22 protein-coding genes, 1 tRNA gene and 1 riboswitch are annotated in these 20471 nt (G+C 41.3%); of the genes, 14 read left to right on the forward strand and 9 right to left on the reverse strand.

From position 1 onward, the window contains the following. The first annotated feature begins 142 nt into the window (after positions 1-142). On the forward strand, positions 143-421 hold the full coding sequence (locus ACUXV2_RS05650; protein WP_446246069.1) for a hypothetical protein: 279 nt from the start codon (positions 143-145) through the stop codon (positions 419-421). A gap of 71 nt (positions 422-492) precedes the next feature. After that, a complete protein-coding gene (locus ACUXV2_RS05655; protein WP_446246070.1) occupies positions 493-1389 on the forward strand; it encodes an MBL fold metallo-hydrolase in 897 nt (298 codons plus the stop codon). Here ACUXV2_RS05655 and ACUXV2_RS05660 read toward each other — a convergent pair whose 3' ends face one another. The 4 genes from ACUXV2_RS05660 to ACUXV2_RS05675 form a co-directional block, all read right to left on the reverse strand. Continuing rightward, the gene (locus tag ACUXV2_RS05660; RefSeq protein ID WP_446246071.1) at positions 1390-2064 is read right to left on the reverse strand and encodes a DUF421 domain-containing protein; all 675 of its coding nucleotides are present in this window, start codon (positions 2062-2064) and stop codon (positions 1390-1392) included. It abuts the gene before it with no gap. A gap of 142 nt (positions 2065-2206) precedes the next feature. After that, entirely contained in the window at positions 2207-2632 is a 426-nt protein-coding gene (locus ACUXV2_RS05665) for a GNAT family N-acetyltransferase (protein WP_446246072.1), read from the reverse strand. A gap of 6 nt (positions 2633-2638) precedes the next feature. Beyond that, on the reverse strand, positions 2639-3154 hold the full coding sequence (locus tag ACUXV2_RS05670; protein WP_446246073.1) for a YjcG family protein: 516 nt from the start codon (positions 3152-3154) through the stop codon (positions 2639-2641). A 177-nt stretch (positions 3155-3331) separates the two neighbouring features. Then, entirely contained in the window at positions 3332-4057 is a 726-nt protein-coding gene (locus tag ACUXV2_RS05675; RefSeq protein ID WP_446246074.1) for an alpha/beta hydrolase, read from the reverse strand. A gap of 148 nt (positions 4058-4205) precedes the next feature. On the opposite strand from ACUXV2_RS05675, the gene ACUXV2_RS05680 reads away from it, so the two are divergent. From ACUXV2_RS05680 to ACUXV2_RS05695, 4 genes are all read left to right on the forward strand, one after another. After that, positions 4206-4760 (forward strand): phosphatidylglycerophosphatase A family protein, encoded by a 555-nt coding sequence (locus tag ACUXV2_RS05680; protein WP_446246075.1) that lies wholly within the window; start codon positions 4206-4208, stop codon positions 4758-4760. Positions 4761-5072: 312 nt separating this feature from the next. After that, positions 5073-6059 carry a TAXI family TRAP transporter solute-binding subunit gene (locus ACUXV2_RS05685; protein ID WP_446246076.1) on the forward strand — a complete coding sequence of 329 codons (987 nt, stop codon included), beginning with the start codon at positions 5073-5075 and terminating at the stop codon, positions 6057-6059. 88 nt (positions 6060-6147) lie between these two features. Beyond that, complete coding sequence (locus tag ACUXV2_RS05690) at positions 6148-6669, forward strand: DUF1850 domain-containing protein (protein ID WP_446246077.1); 522 nt, start codon at positions 6148-6150, stop codon at positions 6667-6669. Then, a complete protein-coding gene (locus tag ACUXV2_RS05695) occupies positions 6653-8641 on the forward strand; it encodes a TRAP transporter permease (RefSeq protein ID WP_446246078.1) in 1989 nt (662 codons plus the stop codon). The genes ACUXV2_RS05690 and ACUXV2_RS05695 overlap by 17 nt, the downstream gene beginning before the upstream one ends. 39 nt (positions 8642-8680) lie before the next feature. Here ACUXV2_RS05695 and ACUXV2_RS05700 read toward each other — a convergent pair whose 3' ends face one another. Next, the gene (locus tag ACUXV2_RS05700) at positions 8681-8908 is read right to left on the reverse strand and encodes a hypothetical protein (protein ID WP_446246079.1); all 228 of its coding nucleotides are present in this window, start codon (positions 8906-8908) and stop codon (positions 8681-8683) included. A gap of 150 nt (positions 8909-9058) precedes the next feature. On the opposite strand from ACUXV2_RS05700, the gene ACUXV2_RS05705 reads away from it, so the two are divergent. Then, positions 9059-9131, forward strand: a tRNA-Val gene (locus ACUXV2_RS05705). Between the two features lie 112 nt (positions 9132-9243). On the opposite strand, the gene ACUXV2_RS05710 is transcribed toward ACUXV2_RS05705, so the two are convergent. Beyond that, positions 9244-9420, reverse strand: a complete 177-nt coding sequence (locus ACUXV2_RS05710; RefSeq protein ID WP_446246080.1) for a hypothetical protein — start codon at positions 9418-9420, stop codon at positions 9244-9246. 294 nt (positions 9421-9714) lie between these two features. Between ACUXV2_RS05710 and cspD the strand changes: the two genes are divergently transcribed. Next, entirely contained in the window at positions 9715-9915 is a 201-nt protein-coding gene (gene cspD / locus ACUXV2_RS05715) for a cold-shock protein CspD (RefSeq protein WP_032089110.1), read from the forward strand. Between the two features lie 97 nt (positions 9916-10012). Here cspD and ACUXV2_RS05720 read toward each other — a convergent pair whose 3' ends face one another. Further along, positions 10013-10138, reverse strand: a complete 126-nt coding sequence (locus ACUXV2_RS05720; protein ID WP_446246081.1) for a hypothetical protein — start codon at positions 10136-10138, stop codon at positions 10013-10015. Between the two features lie 165 nt (positions 10139-10303). Between ACUXV2_RS05720 and ACUXV2_RS05725 the strand changes: the two genes are divergently transcribed. The 4 genes from ACUXV2_RS05725 to gndA all read left to right on the forward strand — a co-directional run bounded on the left by ACUXV2_RS05725 (position 10304) and on the right by gndA (position 15159). Next, on the forward strand, positions 10304-11071 hold the full coding sequence (locus ACUXV2_RS05725; RefSeq protein WP_446246082.1) for a 3-hydroxyacyl-CoA dehydrogenase: 768 nt from the start codon (positions 10304-10306) through the stop codon (positions 11069-11071). Between the two features lie 75 nt (positions 11072-11146). Beyond that, entirely contained in the window at positions 11147-12292 is a 1146-nt protein-coding gene (locus ACUXV2_RS05730) for an acyl-CoA dehydrogenase family protein (protein ID WP_446246083.1), read from the forward strand. A gap of 11 nt (positions 12293-12303) precedes the next feature. Further along, on the forward strand, positions 12304-13458 hold the full coding sequence (locus ACUXV2_RS05735) for a thiolase family protein (protein WP_446246084.1): 1155 nt from the start codon (positions 12304-12306) through the stop codon (positions 13456-13458). 288 nt (positions 13459-13746) lie between these two features. Further along, a complete protein-coding gene (gene gndA, locus ACUXV2_RS05740; RefSeq protein ID WP_446246085.1) occupies positions 13747-15159 on the forward strand; it encodes an NADP-dependent phosphogluconate dehydrogenase in 1413 nt (470 codons plus the stop codon). A 64-nt stretch (positions 15160-15223) separates the two neighbouring features. On the opposite strand, the gene ACUXV2_RS05745 is transcribed toward gndA, so the two are convergent. Both ACUXV2_RS05745 and ACUXV2_RS05750 read right to left on the reverse strand, forming a co-directional pair. Continuing rightward, a complete protein-coding gene (locus ACUXV2_RS05745; protein ID WP_446246086.1) occupies positions 15224-15400 on the reverse strand; it encodes a hypothetical protein in 177 nt (58 codons plus the stop codon). Between the two features lie 118 nt (positions 15401-15518). Next, positions 15519-16283: a SurA N-terminal domain-containing protein gene (locus ACUXV2_RS05750; protein ID WP_446246087.1), complete on the reverse strand. Its 765-nt coding sequence runs from the start codon at positions 16281-16283 to the stop codon at positions 15519-15521. A 512-nt stretch (positions 16284-16795) separates the two neighbouring features. Continuing rightward, positions 16796-16978, forward strand: a riboswitch (cobalamin riboswitch). A gap of 184 nt (positions 16979-17162) precedes the next feature. On the opposite strand from ACUXV2_RS05750, the gene ACUXV2_RS05755 reads away from it, so the two are divergent. Then, positions 17163-19406: a ribonucleoside-diphosphate reductase subunit alpha gene (locus tag ACUXV2_RS05755; protein WP_446246088.1), complete on the forward strand. Its 2244-nt coding sequence runs from the start codon at positions 17163-17165 to the stop codon at positions 19404-19406. Positions 19407-19421: 15 nt separating this feature from the next. After that, the gene (locus tag ACUXV2_RS05760) at positions 19422-20459 is read left to right on the forward strand and encodes a ribonucleotide-diphosphate reductase subunit beta (RefSeq protein WP_446246089.1); all 1038 of its coding nucleotides are present in this window, start codon (positions 19422-19424) and stop codon (positions 20457-20459) included. Positions 20460-20471: the final 12 nt, after the last annotated feature.

Genomic DNA, 20471 nt, shown 5'->3' on the forward strand with positions numbered 1-20471 from the left:
ACACCAGAAGAAATAAACATTCCCTTCCTAATCAACCGCAAGGTATTTTATGAACCAGCTTTAGAAATGAACCATTTTTGAAAGCCGCCACGTTTTATATATAAGAAAATGAGGGTAAAACCAATATAAGGAGGTTATCTATATGGGATATATTGCTCCAATTCCCCACCATCAATATAAACAGTATCAGGAAAGGGACATAAAAGTCGACAAATATCCATTTCGATTCATTCCGATACAGTCTGTCAAGGCCTTGAAAAACAAATCAAAGCAAACCGGCCGCGAAAAAATGTCCGCCCACCAGAATACCGGCCAGAAGGAAAATGAGTTCCACAAAAGCCCTCCATTTAAACACATCATCCACCCAGATTTAATAGCCAAAGTAACAGGAAAAGGCACTTACTTTAACGAATACATATAAAGAAATACTGCCTGCACATGCAAGATAACCACAACGATCCTTGCTGCATGGTACTGAAAGGAATGAAGAGTTTGAAGCTTCAACAATTTACTGATCATTGCTATGCATTCACCGGTGCCGTGAACATCGGCTATTGTCAGAAAGATGGAAAAGGGCTGCTCATTGATACAGGTCTGGATGAGTCGTCAATAAAGAAGGTATTAAATCTAATAAATCAGCATTCGCTGCCACTGGACTACTGTATCATAACCCATGCCCATACAGATCATTTCGGCGGTGCATCCTACCTTAAGAAAAGGATGGATATCCCTCTGTATGCACCTGCACTTGAATCATCTATTATGGCAAACCCCATCCTGGAACCGATATATCTTTTCAATGGAGCAAACCCAATAGAGGAATTAAGGAATAAATTTCTTGAAGGACCTTCAGTCAAGGTCGATCACCATGTGAAGATCGGGGAGAATTCAATTGGACCATTTGACATTCATGCTCTGGACTTGCCAGGACACTCGTACGCTCAGACTGGATTGCTGATCGATCATATCCTATATGCCGGAGACGGTTATTTTGGGAAGGAGGCCCTCAAAAAGCATGTGATCCCTTTCATCATCGATGCGGACCAAACCTTATCTTCATTGGAAAAACTCCTTCACATAGAATGTAAAGGAGCAATCCCGGGGCACGGACAATTTGAAGAGACCTTTCAAGATGCCGTACGAGACAACCAGAAGGTTCACAATGAATTAATATCTTCCTTATATCAACTGATTGAAAGGAAAGAGGAAGGTGAATCCTTAGATATGCTTACAAAAGAATTATTAACCTTACATAACATAAAGGTGAAAAGCTTGGGGCAATGGCTGTTGTTCCGCACATCCGTTACTGCTTATGTAGTAAGTCTGGAGCGTAAAGAACAGGTGAAGTTCATAATCAGGGATAATGAACCAAGAGTGGTGGCTACCTGATTAATAGCCTTGTACCAATAGGCTTTCACCCTCTTTCCATTCAGCATAGAGAACCTCTTTATGTGATTGAAATCCGTGTCTGTTTATTTCGGCCAGCAGCCATTCTTCCTGCTGATCCACAATTTTCAGATTATCATATACAATTTCTCCATCTACAATCAATGATAATGGCAGGCTCACATGATCGGGCTTAATGTTTAAATCCGCCCGCTGTACATTTTCAAACATAGGTTTCTTCAGCACACTCAGTGTTCCATTGGACTCAAGCAGGGCATACTCACATTCACGTACAGAAAAAATGTCTTTGGCCCTCAGTAAATGCTGAAGTTGATTTAAATCCAAATGGTTTTTCTTTAATTGTTTGAAATCGATTTTTCCTTTGTTGATCACGATTGCTGGAGTGCCTTCCATGATGTGGCGAAAACGCCTCGATTTCTGGGTGATGTATTCGGTGGTGAATATCAGCGATCCCCAGATGAAGATAGCTGCAAGGATGGGCCAGACGCTGATGTTTTTATCATAAAGGGAATTCCCGACCAGTTCCCCCAATATTAACGCAGAAATGAAGTCAAAGGCGGATATTTGAGTTATTTGTGTTTTTCCTAGTACTTTCGTTAAAATCAAAAGGGCAAAATAGCCGACTACCAGTTCTACGGCTATTGACATAATTTCCATAGGTATCCCCCTCCCCATATACTTCTTCATTATCGTCCAGTTAACATGTGTTTATACAAATCAGTACGGTATTCTTCATGCCAATATAAAAAAGATCAATCTACTGCCTAAAGCAGTGATTGATCTTTTTTTATTCGATGGTCTATGATAGTGTTTTTACCATTGTCTTATGAGGGATTCCGGCATCCATGAATTCCTCAGAGGCGATCCCATAGCCCAATCCTTCATAAAAAGGAATGGCATAGGTTTGAGCGTTTAATTTAAGATTGGAAATGGAATGATTGTTCGCGAACTCTTCAATGGCCAGCATGATTTCCCTGCCGGCACCCTTTCCACGGAGTTCTTTAAGGACACAGATCCTTTCCACTTTTCCAACTCCATCCAACACTCTGAACCTGCCGGCACCTGAAGGCAGTTCGCCATCATATAAAATGAAGTGGGTCGATTGATTTTCGAATTCATCGATTTCTTCTTCCAAAGGTACATGCTGTTCATTTACAAAAACTGTTTTCCTGACTTGAAATACTTCTTCAAGCTGTGATTCTGATTTAGCGATTTCAACTTTCAATTGACATTATTCCTTTCCAAGGCGGAATGTTTCATATACTGTCCAGGAACCATTCTCCAACTGATAAAGTAGGTGGAAACGGTCAACCGTTTCTTCATGGTTTACACCCAGCATACTAAGTGAACCGTAAATATCCGAATGTTCATCGTTTGAAAGTTTTTGTGCAATAGTGATATGTGGCACAAATGCATATTCGGGCTCATCGTCCAATACATCCCTCTTATGCATATCGTGGTGAAGGCCCTCTAATTCAGGAGTAGGCTCAACTTTGAAATAAATGACATTATTTACAGGCTGAAATGAGCTTACTTTGTACACCTTCAAGTTGAACGGATCATAGTTTTTTGCAACATTTCTCAGCTTATCGGCGATATCTTTAATTTGATCATCATCAGCTGAAAACACATTCTTGAGGGTCAAATGTGGTGGAATCAAAGCATAATGAGGATCGTAACGTTTACGATACGAATTTGTTAAATCCTGAAGCTTTTTTGATGGGAAAATGACAACACCATAATTCATTTTCTTCAATCCTCCTCTATATATCACTAATAAAAACTATATATATATTATAGTATAGCAAATTTTTCAAAAATTTAATATAGGACGAACGGAAGGGAACTTCTCCCACCCATTTGTTAACAATCATCAGCCAAATGACAAAAAGCGGGAGAGGTCCATATTATGCTCAAGGATGAATCAACCAAACATCATGGTTAATGCACGTTTCAAATCAGGCTGCCAGTATTTCCAGGTGTGGTCACCGTCGAATTCTTCGTAGAAGGCCGAGAATTTCTTTTCGGTGAATAGCTCGTGAAGCTGACGGTTGGGTGTTAAAAAGTCTTTTACTTTTCCATCGGTTGTTTTTACTTCAGTTTCTTTGTTTCCAATAATATGGTAGATATTCAAAAGGTGAGGCTGTGAGAAGTTTTCAACTTCATCCAGTACTTTTTCATTCACCAAAGGTGACTGAAGGATCACTTTCCCGAAAGTATTAGGATATTTCAATGCTGTCATGAGTGAAACGGTCGCCCCTAACGAATCACCGATGAGCGCCCTTCCCATACCCATGTGATAAGTTGGATAATGCTCATCCAGGTAAGGAACCAGTTCATGAGCCAAAAAACGGATATAAGCATCGTTTTCTTCTCCGTGGGGATGATACTTTCTTCTTCTATCTTCTACATCTTTATAAGGTACGCCCACGATGATCATGTTTTCTATTTCTTTGCTGCCCAATAATTCATCGGCCAGGCGGGGAAGCCTTCCAAGTTGAAAGTAGTCCTTGCCATCTTGGGCAATCAATAATGAATATTTATAAAGAGGAGAAAAAGTTGCAGGTAGATAGACCAGCATTTTGATTTCCTCATTCAATTCTTTACTGTAGAGGTTTATTTCGTTAACGGTGCCTCTATTTACAGTCATACAAAACCCTCCTGATTCTCTAGATAACGTTTACAAAAATGATTGTATCATAATATTTCGTGTAAATCCCTTAAGCAGATTGGGATACGAATATTCGAAAAAGTGTTATAATTCACTAAAGAGATTAAGTCAGAAAGGGGTACATACAATGCATAAACCAATTCATTCAAAGGAAGTCACCAAAGCCGCCCTGAAGAAACTACAGGATAGAGGGGTTACAATAGAAGATATTGCGGAAATCGTTTATGAAATGCAGTTTCCCTATCATAATGAGCTGGAAATGGAAGATTGTATTGAAAGTGTAAAGAAAGTGCTGTTAAAAAGGGAAATACAGCATGCCATCCTGGTAGGGGTGGAATTGGATCAGCTTGCTGAAAAGAACATGCTTTCCGAACCACTGCAATCAATCGTGGAAACCGACGAAGGTCTTTTCGGAGTGGATGAAACCATCGCCCTAGGCGCAGCCCTGGGTTACGGAAGCATCGCCGTTACCACGTTCGGGCATTTGGATAAAAATAAGATAGGAATCATCCATGACCTGGATACAAAAAGGGGGAAGGGAATTCATACCTTCCTCGACGACATCGTTGCAAGTATAGCGGCAAACGCTTCCTCTAGGATTGCACACCGATTGAGGGACAAGGAAGAAAATATAACAAGTGAAGATAAGAAGCAATTCGAAGATGAAGAGTTGATCGGGTGAATAAATCTGATGTATAACAGAAAGACTGAAGGAACGATACGTTTCTTCAGTCTTTTTTATGTGGACATTCATCTGTTTGGGGTGAATGTGAAAGTGTAAAATGAAAACGGTTTATGCATTTCGCATACATTTTACAAAACGTTGACATGATGAAAACGTACGGAAAATGAGATATTCTATAGACTTGTAGTGTGACAAAAGGTTTTTTTATGAAAAAATTTATAAGTTTATGTATCCCGTTTGACAAGATTATTACAGTTTGTGATACAATTGATTACGGGAAAGTAGAAAATTTAATAGGGGGATTAGATTATGAAAAAACGCAGTTTATTCTTAAGCACTGCCCTTCTTCTCATTCTATCTGCCGTGCTGGCAGCATGTGGAGGCGGAGCCGGCGGTGGAAGCTCCGACGGTGATGAGAAAGTTGACTTCATCGGAATCGCTACGGGTGGAACGGGAGGTACATATTATCCGCTTGGAGGTACCTTCGCGAAGATTATTGAAGATGAAACCGGTATCAAAGCATCAGCTTCAACTTCAGGTGCATCAGCCGAAAACATGGCTTCGATTAAAGATGGTAAAACTGAAATCGCATTTACTCAAACAGATATAGCTTCATATGCTTCTGAAGGTTCTCAAATGTTCTCTGAGAATAAAGTGGAGAACGCTCGCGGAATCGCCACTTTATATCCTGAAACGATCCAGATCGTCACAACGAAAGACTCAGGTATCAAATCAGTTGAAGACCTTAAAGGAAAAGTTGTATCTGTAGGTGAAGCCGGCTCAGGTACGCTTTTGAATGCAGAACAGATCCTTGAAATTCATGGTATGAAACTTGAAGATCTTGAAGCACGCAACTTATCCTTCGATGATTCAACTACAGGAATCCAAGACGGTACAATCGATGCGGCATTCATCACTTCAGGTACTCCAACTGGAGCGGTAGAAGGATTGGCTGCAACTGAAGATATCGCCATCGTTCCGGTTGAATCTTCTAAAATTGCAGAGCTTATCGAAAAATACCCTTACTATGCTGAAGATGAAATTCCAGCTGGTACGTACAGTAAAGTAGATGAAGCAGTAACAACCGTTGCAGTCCGTGCAATGTTGGTAACGAATGCAGACATCTCAGAAGATGTCATTTACGATGTAACAAAAGCAATCTTTGAAAATACAGACCAGATCACTCATGCTAAAGGAAAACTTATCAAAGCAGAAAATGGCTTAAAGGGTATGGGTATAGAATTGCATCCGGGTGCTAAGAAATACTTTGATGAAAAAGGCATTTCAGCAGAATAATCGATTCACCCCGAGATGGAACAAAGGATAGGCCGCTAATCACGGTCTATTCTTTTGTTTTGAAGAAATGGAAGGGGGAGAGCACTTCATGAAGAAGAAATATTTAGTGGGGCCGACTCTCCTTTTACTTATTCTCTTGGCAATCATCTTTCTTCCTATTCAAACATTCCTGGTAATAGAACCAAGGGATGATGCTGGAAGTCCCGCTTATTTCTCAATCAATAAAAATAAAACCTTCTCTATCCGCTATACTCATTCCATTCACCTATCAGAGGTAGAGGAGTTCTATCGCCAGACATCTACTAATCAAATTCAGCAAACTAAACTACTGTATGAAGATACAGCGATTGGAATGCCTTCGAATGCAGAAGGCGAAGAAATATTCGAAAGAACAAAAGATGGAAGGTATGTCATTTCGAATATGAATAGGAAATTTCCTTACATTGATATACGCATCGGACAAGTGGTTGCCAATCATCGTCTTGTCTTTGAAGATGACGTATACCCATTAAAAAATCTCTTTAAAGAAGGTTCCATTGTAAGGCTACAGGTTAAAAAAGTATCACTATTCAGCAAATGGAAAGGAGTGATTGTTGTTGGAAAAGGATAAAAAATTCGAATCTCTCACTGCAGAACAACAACAAGAATTATTAGAAAAATACGATCCTGAATCTTCAACGAGAAAATTGGAACATGGCATGTTTAAATGGATCATATTTTTTGGTCTATTAGCATTCTCATTATTTCAATTAACAGCATCCATCTTTCAATTCATACCGAGGCAATTATTGCTATCCATACATTTAGGATTTGCTTTATCTCTTGTATTTCTTCTTTTTCCTGCCAGGAAAAAGAATCTTAGAATGAATAAACTCGCTTGGTATGACATTGTATTAGCCGCCATTTCTGTAGGGATCGGTGCTTACTGGCCGATCATGCAGGATGATATCGTCAGCCGGGTCGGACTAATGACAAGCCTGGATTTTTATGTCGGGTTAGCGGCCATCCTTTTGGTATTGGAAGCAACAAGACGTGCCGTAGGATTGCCGATCACGATCATTTCCTCAGCATTCCTTTTGTATATGTATTACGGAAGGCAGATGCCGGGCTTCTTAGCACACCGCGGATATGATTTGGATGACATTGTAAAGACGATGTTCTTCACTTCTGAAGGGATACTTGGTACGCCATTATATGTTTCGGCTACATTCATCTTCTTGTTCCTGTTATTCGGAGCGTTTCTGGTGAAAACAGGTGTAGGCCAATATTTTAATGATTTAGCTGTTTCGATTGCAGGTAAACGTACAGGGGGGCCGGCGAAGGTTGCCATCTTCTCGAGTGCATTGCAGGGTACAATCAGCGGAAGTTCCGTAGCAAACGTGGTAACATCAGGTTCATTCACGATACCAATGATGAAAAAGCTCGGATATCGAAAAGAGTTTGCGGGCGGGGTTGAAGCCGCCGCTTCAACTGGCGGTCAGCTGATGCCGCCGATCATGGGAGCTGCAGCCTTCCTGATGGTCGAATTTATCGGGGGCATTTCTTACTGGGATATTGCTAAAGCTGCGGCTATTCCAGCCGTTCTATACTTCACTGGTATTTGGATTATGACTCATTTTGAAGCAAAACGTCTCGGTTTGCGGGGGCTTTCAGATGAGGAAATGCCGAATCGCAGGGAAGTGCTGAAAAAGATTTATTTGCTGCTTCCTATATTGACGGTCATCATCCTTCTTGTCAGCGGAATGAGTGTCATGAGAGCGGCACTTTGGTCCATCGTGGCGACGATCGCAATCAGTGCGATCCGTAAAGATACCCGAATCGGGTTTAAAGATGCTGTCGATGCATTGGTCGATGGTGCCAGAACTGCATTGTCAGTAGCGGTCGCAACAGCAGCTGCCGGTATTATCGTCGGTGTTGTAACGAAGACTGGATTAGGGTTGACATTAGCAAATGGTCTGGTTGACCTGGCAGCTGATTTAACAAACTCAGCTCAGGGGAAACTTCTTCTGACCCTGTTGTTTACAATGATCGCTTCCATTGTGTTGGGAATGGGTTCACCTACCACTGCCAACTATGTCATCACATCCACAATTGCGGCCCCGGCAATCATCTTACTGGGTGCACCTGAGCTTTCAGCTCACTTATTTGTATTTTATTTTGGAATTATTGCGGATATCACACCGCCTGTTGCTCTTGCAGCCTTCGCGGCAGCCGGGGTATCGGGGGGAGAACCGATTCGGACCGGCGTCAATTCTGCAAAACTGGCGATCGCGGCATTTATCATTCCGTATATGTTCGTCTTGTCACCTGAACTGCTTATGATCGATACAACCATTCCTCAATTGTTATGGGTTGTATTTACAGCGGTAACGGGTATGATTGCCATCGGTGCCGGTATGATCGGTTATTGGTTCCGCAGACTATACGTGATCGAACGATTCCTTTGTGTAGGAGCAGGATTAATGCTGATCTATCCTGAAGGAATGAGTGACATCATCGGTCTGGTTTCATTTGCAGCTCTATTAGCTATTCAGTTCTTCATTAAAAGAGAAGACAAACGTCCAAAAGAAGCGACTGCATAATGAAAAAAGAGGGTGTCCATGTCCAAGGCACCCTCTATTTTATTGGCTAAGTGATCGATGCTGCAGATCGATTAGTGGATAAGCAGCTAAAATACATTCGATCCGAAAAGTCCTGAACTGTTTTCGCAGGAAGCAATAGGCGACGACAGTATCCAGATTCATTTTTTTAATAATGATTTTTCTTTTCGTAGGATTATGATGTTCAGCCATATAAATGATTTCAATTGGTATCTGTTCAGTTAACGAACGGATAAAAAGTTTGTTCATCCTGATCATCCTTTCAGGCAGGGTAATAACCAGTATATGCGAACGTTAGTTCTCTTATACATTCACTCTAAATATTTTTCGACAAAATTTCCATAAGAACTTATTGACATTCTTTCCATCCGCGCTATAATAGTAAATGTAGCTTAAATCGATCTGTTAGCTCAGCTGGGAGAGCATCACCTTGACAGGGTGGGGGTCGGGGGTTCAAGTCCCTCACAGGTCATAAATGAAAAGCCGCAGTCCAACTTTAATTGGACTGCGGCTTTTTGTTACTTATGCATTATAGAGTGTAAAAATGAAAAAGCTGCAGATCGATTGATCTGCAGCTTAGTCTATTATTCATCTTTGGTTAATTCCTCTTCAAAGAAAAATGTACCTGGATGTTCTTTAACGATATATGAGTAGCGTTTCATATTCTTAACGTACTGGGATTTCAAGATAGTGACGGTTTCGCCGGTTTCTTTAATCGTGACAGCAGATCCATTACTAAATAGACTTTTAGTGGATTTCATATGACACTTCCTTTCAGCTTCTTGTATTATACCATATAAAGTTTCAAGGGATTGCTGTAAAAATAATCGAAGTATTCCTGCAATGATTTAGCAATTAGAACTGATTTACAATAGTAAGTCGTCTGACTTTATCAAGTAAGTTCTTGTTTACTTGCTTATTTCCGAGAATCCTGTTATTCTATAGAAGAATTATTTTTGTCCGGTATACGAGGGAAGAACAAGATTTGGTTTTCACCTGATATCGCAAGAATAGTAATACATTGTGTGGTAAGCACACACTAGGAGGCATTTTTCATGGAAAATGGTAAAGTAAAATGGTTTAACGCAGAAAAAGGTTTTGGATTCATCGAAGTAGAAGGTGGAGACGATGTATTCGTACACTTCTCAGCGATCCAAGGTGAAGGTTTCAAATCACTTGACGAAGGTCAAGAAGTTTCTTTCGACATCGAGCAAGGTGCTCGTGGACCACAAGCAGCTAACGTTGTTAAGAAATAATTGATTTAAACTTCCAAAACAGGCTCATCTTTTGATGGGTCTGTTTTTTTATTGTAAAAAGGGTTCATAACTTTGAACCCTTTTAGTGCAGCAGCAATTATTTTTTTAGATCATTTTTTGTTATTTCACTTCGGATGCCGGTTTCCTTCGAGAACTCTGCATCTGTTTTCTTATTATTAGGATATTTATTTTTGCGTTCGCGGTTATCGTTTTTATTTGTCATGATTGTTCCTCCATACGATTATTAAATTTGCGGTACATTTATATATTGTTCAACACGTAAAAGGAATATGAAACAAGATAAATAAACAGAATCTTCCTAAAATTATTTCTTTTTCATTGATAGAAAGATAAAATGAAGATAGTACATTTACTGGGGGATGAATAAATGAAAATGAAAGAATGTATAGCGATTGTATCAGGAGGTGCCTCAGGTCTGGGTGAAGCCACTGTCCGAAAACTGGTTGAAAAGGGCGGAAAGGCTTTTATTGTTGATATGGATGAGGAAAAGGGAAGGGAATTACAAAAGGAACTAGGCGGCGGGGTCGGGTTTTATCCTGCGGATGTGACCAGTGAAGAAGCCGTAGAAACGGCAATATTGAATGCGATCGAGTCTTTTGGAAGTATCAATATGGTTGTGAATTGTGCAGGTATCGCACCGCCCTCAAAAGTGGTTGGAAGGAATGGGGTTCACTCTCTAGAGCAGTTTTCTAAAGTGATTCAAATCAATTTAATCGGTACATTCAATGTCATACGCTTAGCTGCTCAAAACATGCAGAGCAATAAAGAAAACGAATATGGTGAGCGGGGACTCATCATTAACACAGCGTCCGTGGCTGCTTTCGATGGGCAAATCGGTCAGGCAGCCTACAGTGCTTCTAAGGCAGGGGTGGCGGGTATGACGCTTCCGATTGCGCGTGAGTTTGCAAGGGATGGAATCAGAGTGATGACAATCGCCCCAGGTTTGTTTCATACACCTATGTTCGACTCGCTGCCTGAAGAGGCTAGGGCTTCGTTAGGAAAGACCGTTCCATTTCCCAATCGGCTGGGCTATCCTTCTGAATATGCACAGCTTGTGGAAGCGATTGTAGAGAATCCGATGCTTAACGGGGAGACAATCAGACTGGATGGTGCTATTCGCATGCAGCCGAAATAAGCTGAATCTGCAGAAAAAATGAATGGACAGTCATTCATTTAGTAAAGTTCAACCACTAAGAAAGGGGACGATAGTGTGGATCATCCATATCTTACTGAAGATCATGAAATGTTCAGGAGGTCTCTACGAAAGTTTCTTCAGAAAGAAGCCTACCCTTACTATGAACAATGGGAAAATGACAGGCTTGTGCCGAGGTCTTTTTGGGAGAAGATGGGGAAGCAGGGCTTTCTCTGTCCGGACGTCGATGAACAATACGGAGGAAGCGGTGTGGATTGGGGTTTCTCTGTCATCATCAACGAGGAACTCGAGCGTGTCGGATCTGGTTTAATCGGAATTGGCTTACACAATGATATTGTGGTTCCGTATATAAGCGAGTATGGAACTGAAGAACAAAAGAAACGCTGGCTGCCCTCCTGTACAAAGGGAGATATGGTAACAGCGATTGCGATGACTGAACCTGGAACGGGCTCTGATTTGGCCGCAATCAAAACGACTGCCGTCCTAAATGATGATCATTACATTTTGAATGGGCAAAAAACATTTATCACCAACGGAATTCATTCTGACTTGATCATAGTGGCATGTAAAACCGATACGAGGACTGTCCCCCAACATAAAGGAATCAGCCTCCTGGCGGTTGAGAGAGGAACAGTGGGTTTTTCAAGGGGAAGAAAGCTGGATAAAGTCGGCCTTCACTGCCAGGACACGGCTGAGTTGATTTTTGAAGATTGTAAAGTGCCTAAGAAGAATCTAATCGGCGAGGAAGGCAAAGGTTTTCAATACCTTATGAAGAAGCTTCAGCAGGAACGGCTAGTCGTGGCCATTGCAGCCCAGGTATCCTCTGAACATATGTTTTCCATTACCATGGACTATATAAAAAGCCGTGAAGCTTTCGGCAAAGCGATCAGTCAATTTCAGCACATTCAATTCAAAATGGCAGAAATGGCGGCAGATATTGAGATGGGCAGGGCATTTCTTGATGGTTTGATTGCCGAGCACATACAAGGAAAAGATGTAGTAACCAAAGTTTCAATGGCGAAATTCAAACTTACTGAGATGTCCAGGAGGATTGCTACAGAATGCATGCAGCTTCATGGCGGATATGGATATATGGAGGAATATGAGATTGCCAGAAGGTATAGAGATGTGCCGGTCGCAAGTATTTATGCAGGAACAAACGAAATCATGAAAGTAATCATTGCGAAGAACTTGGGTCTATAAGGAGGAAGATTATGAGGGAAGTAGTCATTGTAGAAGGAATAAGGACAGCAGTAGGCAGGAGGAACGGTTCGTTAAAAAACATGCGTCCAGATGATTTGGCTGGTGAAATCCTTAAGGGATTAATGAAAAAATCAGGCATCGAGCCGGGGAGTGTAGATGATGTCATTCTCGGATGTGTAACTCAATCAGGGGAGCAGGCTGGTGACATTGCGAGGGTAGCTGCTTTGATTGCAGGGTTTCCAGTCGAGGTGCCTGGAACGACCATTGACCGTCAATGCGGGTCCAGCCAGCAAGCTGTTCATTTTGCATCACAAGCCATTCTTTCCGGAGACATGGACATTGTCATAGCTGGCGGTGTTGAAAATATGACGAGGGTGCCCATCGCTTCCAATTATGGGAAGGCAGGCTTCAGTGAAAAGCTAAAAGAACAGCACGAAATCATCCATCAGGGATTATCGGCAGAAAGAATTGCAGAAAAATATGGATTCAGCCGGGAAGAATTAGATCGATTTGCCAGTCAAAGTCATCAAAAAGCCTTAAAAGCGCAAGAGGATCACAGGTTCGATGGAGAAATATATCCGATTGAGATCTCTGTCGAGGAGAGTAGGACGGTCGTCTTTAACAAGGATGAAGGACCAAGGCAAGGTACTACTGTCGATGTCCTCTCAGCGTTGAAGCCTGCATTTAAAGAAGATGGATTCATTCATGCGGGGAATTCCAGCCAAATTAGTGACGGAGCGGCCGCGCTCCTACTGATGAGCCGCGAAAAAGCGGATGAACTTGGTTTGAAAGCAAGATTCAAAGTTCACACCAGGGTGGTAACAGGCTCTGATCCGACTTTAATGCTGACAGGACCAATCCCGGCGACAAAGAAAGCGCTTAAGAAATCAGGTTTATCACTGGAAGATATCGATGTATTTGAAGTGAATGAAGCATTTGCGCCTGTTGCCATGGCATGGTTAAAAGAGGTGGGAGCCGACCCAGCCAAATTAAATCCGAATGGTGGTGCTATTGCTCTTGGGCATCCTCTAGGTGCAAGCGGCGCACGCATCATGGTGACAATGATGCACGAGCTCGAAAGGACAGCTGGCCGTTTTGGGCTGCAGACGATGTGCGAAGGACACGGCATGGCAAATGCCACCATAATAGAACGATTGGAATCATAGCTTTTATTCTCTATATTTTCGAGGACGGACCATATACAGGTTCGTCCTTTTCATTTCGGCATTGCTCTGCAACTTTGAATTGAATATTATCCAAAAGGAAAGAATGAATACTATCTAAAGCCTATTATTAAACGTTGCATGGAAATCAAAATCGGTTTATAACAGAGCGAATCATAAAAATTACATTTAAAAAGAAGTTTTTTCATGAAAGTTCAGCATGAAAATATTTTTCGTATTATAATAGTTACGGTGAAAAAATGTTTTTTAAGCAAGGAAAGGAATGATAGTATGGCTAAACAACAAATTGGTGTTGTTGGTGTTGGAGTGATGGGGAAAAGCCTTGCTCTGAATTTTGAAAGCAGAGGGTATTCTGTCGCCATTTATGATGTCACTGAGGAAAAAGTGAATGAAATATTAGAAGAGCACAGTGATAAGCAATTTACAGGTACAAGCAGCGTTGAAGTTTTCGCAGCATCATTGGAGACACCAAGGAAAATACTGATGATGGTGCCTGCAGGTGTTATTACCGATAAAGCAATCGATTCCCTGCTGCCTCATTTAGATAAAGGAGATATCCTGATTGACGGAGGAAACACTTATTTTGAGGACACAATCCGCCGAAATAAAGCTTTGGACGAAAAAGGGATCAATTTTATCGGGGCTGGCGTGTCCGGTGGAGAAGAAGGTGCGTTATACGGACCTGCCATCATGCCAAGTGGCCAGAAAGAAGCTTATGATTTGATTGAACCGTTTTTAACAGCCATCTCAGCAAAAGTAAACGGTGAGGCATGCAGTACATATATCGGTCCGGATGGATCGGGTCATTACGTGAAAATGGTCCACAACGGAATTGAATACAGTGATATGCAGCTTATTTGTGAAGCGTATTATTTAATGAAGCATGTATTGGGGATCGAAGCCCAGGAGATGCATGAGATCTTCAAAGAATGGAACGAAGGAGAGCTCGACAGTTACTTGATTGAAATTACGGCTGATATCTTTACTAAGGTCGATGAAGAAACGGGGAAGCCGCTCGTAGAAGTCATCCTGGATACAGCAGGGCAAAAGGGCACTGGTAAATGGACCAGCATCTCCTCGCTGGAACTTGGGGTGCCTCTGTCTATTATTACTGAGTCTGTTTTCGCACGCTTTATTTCTGCAATGAAGGAAGAACGGGTCAAGGCAAGCAAGATTCTTAGAGGACCTAAAAACAGTGAATTCAGCGGTAATAAGGAAGAATTTATTGAAATGATCCGCAAAGCACTGTATTTAAGTAAAATTTGTTCCTATGCCCAAGGATTTGCACAGCTGCAATCTGCATCCAAGGAGTATAATTGGAATCTGAAGCCCGGTGAGATCGCCATGATTTTCAGGGGGGGATGCATCATCCGCGCAGGGTTCCTCCAAGAAATCAAGAAAGCTTATGACCGTGATGCGGAATTGACGAATTTACTGTTGGATCCATACTTTAAAGATATTGTGGAGAATTATCAGGAAGAGGCTCGAGAAGTAGTGGCAACCGCGATTAAGTTGGGAATACCCGTCCCGGGGCTTGCAAGTGCTCTTGCTTATTACGACAGCTACCGTTCTGAATCGCTGCCGGCAAACCTTTTGCAGGCTCAGCGTGATTATTTTGGAGCTCACACCTATCAACGTACGGATAAAGAAGGAACTTTCCATACAGATTGGTTAAGTAAATAAATGAATGAACAAGAAAGCCGCAGTACAAATTTTGTACTGCGGTTTATTTTGCAGGTTATACGTCTTATTCGTCGCTGGAGGAATCATCTTTAGTGTGATGTTTCTTTTTTTCTTCACGCTGTTCTTTCTTTAAATCTTCGAGAGGGATCGGATCTACGTTTTGTTCACTTTCATGTTTATCCAGGATCCCCTCATTGTCCTTATTCACTTGTTCAGGGTTATCGTTTGAACGTTTGTTCATGGGATTCATCTCCTTTACTCATTGAAGTAATGGTTTGGTAGACTGTACCCTTTTTATATAAGAAGAAACATGTCAAATAGAAAAAACAACCCCCAGAATGGAGGTTGTTTCAAATAAATTATATTTTTACATCTACTTTAGCATTTTCCTTTAACTCTTCAACGTGCTGTACAAGTTTTTCTTGTTTCTTTTGCTGTTCCAGTTGAGTCTTGATCTGAGGCTTCACTTCTTCAAACTTTGGTGCTTTCTGATCTTTTCCTTGCTGGCTGGCAAATTGGTCGTAAAATTTCTTCATTTCTTCTTCTGTTACTTCATCCACTTTTATCTCTTTTTCAACATAATTTGTGTACTTGATGTTTTCAGCAACTTGAGTTTTTAGTTCTTCCATCGAGAATCCGGCTTCTTTCATTGCTTTTTCGAATTCTTTATCACTCTTGTATTTCTTCTTCACTTGGTCAAGCTGTTTGTTGATTTCTTCGTCAGTTGCTTTATACCCTTTTTCGTCTGCTTGCTGCATGAGAAGGGTCTGACCTACAAGACTGTCGATTGTTTGTTTTTTGATTTGTTCTGCTGCCTTTTCGCTGGTAGGATCTTGTCCCATCTGCTGAAACTGCATTTGAGAGGAAGTAAGGATGTTATTATAATCTTCACCCTTCAGCTTCTCGTCATTGACCACGGCAACAACTTTATCTTTGTCCACTTTTTGTTTGTCCATTTTCTTTTGCATTTCTTCCATTTGCTTGGCCTGCTCTTGCTGTTCTTTACTTTTCTCTTCTGTTTTTGGTTTATCTTCAGATTGCTTCTTTGCCTCTTCTCCATTTCCGCAAGCGGCTAAGGCAATCGCCATTATTGTAATCAGTAATGCACTCATTAACTTCTTCATTTTAGTTCTCCTTTCAAAAGAGGGGATTTATAAAAATCACTTAATGCGCATTGTATATGATTCTTATGAATAAATAAACCTTTTTGACTTATTTAATCATTTTGTAATTACCCTGAAACACTAGATTCGTTTTATTTTATCCTGCAGAGTACCCTTTCATTCAAAAAAAGAGGCTGCTTACTATGGGAAATCCCAAGTAAGCAGCCCGTCAAATATTGGGGACCAAAGAATACTGTCAAACAACCTTCTATTTGGATTATAAGTATTATGCCATCGGTTCTCAAACGATAAATACGGATGTAATCTTCCTTTACCACTGATTAATGGTCTCAATTCAGAGGTGTTCGTGGATTTTTGAACAAAAAGATAATTATAAGCATATTTGTACCATCATTGAGATTTGAAGAAGAGGGTGATTTTTGCTTGAAAAATCATGGTAATTAAATTATGATGGATGAGAACACAATACTTTGTGTCCATAAAGATATTCACAACTATATATTGATTAGTTCGATTAAATCTATAAATACGGTGTCTATTAAGACTTAATAGGGAATCTGGTGAAATTCCGGAACTGTCCCCGCAACTGTAAGTGATGACGAAATAAGGATTTGCCACTATCTTGATAAAGATGGGAAGGCCTTAAAGTAGGATGAAGCACGAGTCAGGAGACCTGCCATATTTATTACGTATGATCTTCTTCGGGAATTGGGAGGATGTGCGAGGATAGAATAATAGATATCTATACATACGTCTGTTATATCATATCATCGTTATATTCATGAAAGCCCGTCCAATTGAGAGGATGGGCTTTTTTGTATCCTCTCCCGCAGCTTGTATAGTACGAATGAATTGAACAGATTCGGGAGGAATGAAGAAATGACACTGATTGAAACAGAAAAAACATTAGACCTTGCCTGGCAGCTTTGCCGGAAGCTAAAGTCGGATTTCCCAGACTTGAACACGGATGGATTTGAAGAGAAAGTGGACGGACTTCTTCAAGTGAAAAAGGATATCTCCGAAGAACAGCTTTTTCACCAGATTATCCTGACAGCTGTCGAAAGAATTTCAGCAGAAGAACCGCAATGGACATATGCAGCAGCATGTCTGTACTTAGAGAAGCTTTATCACTCCAGCAGTCAGTCCAGGAGGCTTGATCCCGCAAATCCTTATCGTGATTTTTTTAATCTGATACAAGAACTTGTTGAGAAAAAACTATATAATCCGCGCCTGCTCGAGGCATACACAAGGGATGAAATCCAACAGTTGGAATCTCTTTTGAACCCTTCTAAAGACAAGTTGTTTACCTATATTGGAATCGTTACACTTGCTGAGCGTTATTTAACGAAATCACATGATGGCAACGTATATGAGCTTCCGCAAGAGCGATTTATGATTATCGCAATGACACTCATGATGGACGAAGACAAGGCTCACAGGCTCTCACTGATTAAAGAAGCCTACTGGGCCCTGTCAAATCTGTATATGACTGTTGCTACACCCACTTTAGCGAACGCAGGTAAAAGCTACGGTCAGCTTTCCAGCTGTTTTATCGACACGGTAGAGGATGATTTGAGAGGCATCTTTGACAGCAACACGGATGTTTCGACTCTGAGTAAAAATGGCGGAGGGCTTGGTATCTATTTAGGAAAAGTCCGGAGCAGGGGAAGTGATATCAAAGGATTTAAAGGTGTGGGCTCGGGAGTCATTCCATGGATGAAACAACTAAATAATACCGCTGTTTCCGTTGATCAGCTCGGTCAGCGTCAAGGCGCAATCGCTGTCTACCTGGATGTATGGCATAAAGATATTCATTCCTTCCTTGACGTTCGGTTGAACAATGGAGACGAACGGCAGCGCACTCATGATTTATTTACAGGTGTTTGCCTTCCTGATTTATTTATGGAAGCCGTTGAAGAAAGGGATGACTGGCACCTGTTTGATCCCCACGAAGTAAGGAAAGTTATGGGATATTCCCTGGAAGACTATTACGATGAGAATATAGGTGAGGGATCATTCAGGAAAAAGTACCAGGAATGTGTGAATCACCCGGAACTGTCTAAGAAAACAGTGCCGGCCATCGATATTTTCAAGCGGATCATGATCTCACAGCTGGAAACAGGAACACCGTTTATGTTCTATAGGGATACTGTAAACCGTCAGAATGCCAATGCTCATAAAGGGATGATTTACTGCAGTAATCTATGTACGGAAATCGCTCAAAATATGAGCCCTACTGTTTTGGAACAAGAAAAGATTGAAGACGGGAAAATCATTACTTATAAACATCCAGGTGATTATGTCGTATGTAATCTCGCATCACTTTCCCTGGCCAGGGCTGTTCAGCACAACGTGTTGTCACGGACGATCAAGATCGCCGTTAGACTACTGGATAATGTCATCGAACTGAATGATATACCTGTCCTGCAAGCGCAATTGACAAATCAAAGGTATAGAGGCATCGGCCTGGGGACGTTTGGATGGCATCATTTACTTGCCTTGAAGGGCTTGAGATGGGAGAGTGATGAAGCGGCGGAATATTGTGATGAACTATACGAAGAAATTGCATTCCATACGATCAGCGCAAGTACCGATCTTGCGAAGGAGAAAGGGGCGTACCCGTATTTCAACGGCTCGGATTGGGATAATGGGAATTATTTCGGGAATAAGGGTTATGAAGGTCCGGAATGGGAGGCATTGAGGCAGGCAGTGACAACGTCTGGAATGCGCAACGGATATCTCATGGCAGTGGCACCTAACTCCTCTACTTCTTTAATAGCAGGTTCAACCGCGAGTATCGATCCATTATTCAGGCATCTGTATTCAGAAGAGAAAAAGGATTATAAAATACCGGTAACAGCGCCGGACTTATCTGCTGACACAAAATGGTACTACAAAACAGCGTACCATATCGATCAGCACTGGAGTATCAAACAAAACAGCAGGAGACAAAGGCATATTGACCAGGGGATTTCGTTCAATCTCTATGTCAGAAACGATATCAAAGCCAAGGAACTGCTGCTTCTTCATCTCGACGCTTGGAAATCAGGTTTGAAAACGACATATTATGTGAGATCCACATCGGATTCTGTTATTGATGAGTGTGAAAGCTGTCACAGCTAAAAGGGGGAAAAGGTAATGGTCATTCTGAAAAAAAGGGATCTGATGGACGCATCAGCTCCAAATAAATCTACATCCATCATCAATGGGAAAAGCTCAAATGTGTTGAACTGGGATGATGTCCGCTTCTCTTGGGCATATCCAAAGTATAAAAGGATGCTGGGGAACTTCTGGACTCCATTTGAAATAAATATGTCTAAAGACATTAATCAATTTGAGACTCTTTCACAGAAGGAACAGGACACATTCCTTAAAATCATTGGGTTATTGGCACTTTTGGACAGTGTGCAGACAGATTATGCAGGAAAAGTAGCAGACTTTTTGACAGATTCCAGTTTGAATGCTTTGATGATCATTCTGGCTCAACAGGAAGTAGTCCATAATCATTCCTATAGCTATGTGCTCTCAAGCATCGTGCCGAAACAAAAACAGGATGAAGTGTTCAATTATTGGAAAACGGAACCGATTCTGCAGAAACGCAATGAGTTCGTCGTGAAAGGGTACAAGGACTTTGCTGAGAAACCGACAGTGGAAAACCTATTAAAGTCGATTGTTTACGATGTCATCTTGGAAGGGCTATTTTTTTACAGCGGATTCGCGTTCTTCTATAATCTTGCCAGAAATCAGAAAATGGTGGCGACAAGTACGATGATCAATTACATTAATCGGGATGAACAACTCCACGTCGGCTTGTTCGAAAAGATTTTCAAAGAAATCATCGCGGAATATCCATCCTATCAAACAGAAGAATTATCGGAATTCGGACAAAAAACATTTTTGCATGCGGCACATTTGGAAATCGAATGGGCGAAGGAAATCATCGGAAATGATATAGACGGTTTATTAATGTCTGAACTTGAGAGTTACATAAAATTCATGGCTAACAAGAGGGCAAAGCAGCTTGGGTTCCAATCGCCATTTGAGGGACATCAGAATAACCCGTTAAAATGGATCATTGCCTATCAGGAAGTGGACTTGGGGAAAACCGATTTCTTCGAACAAAAATCAAGACAGTATACGAAAACGACGGATGTGAATGGCTTTGATGACTTGTAATACCGGCTGCCT

This window comes from Rossellomorea sp. NS-SX7 (genome assembly GCF_052828565.1).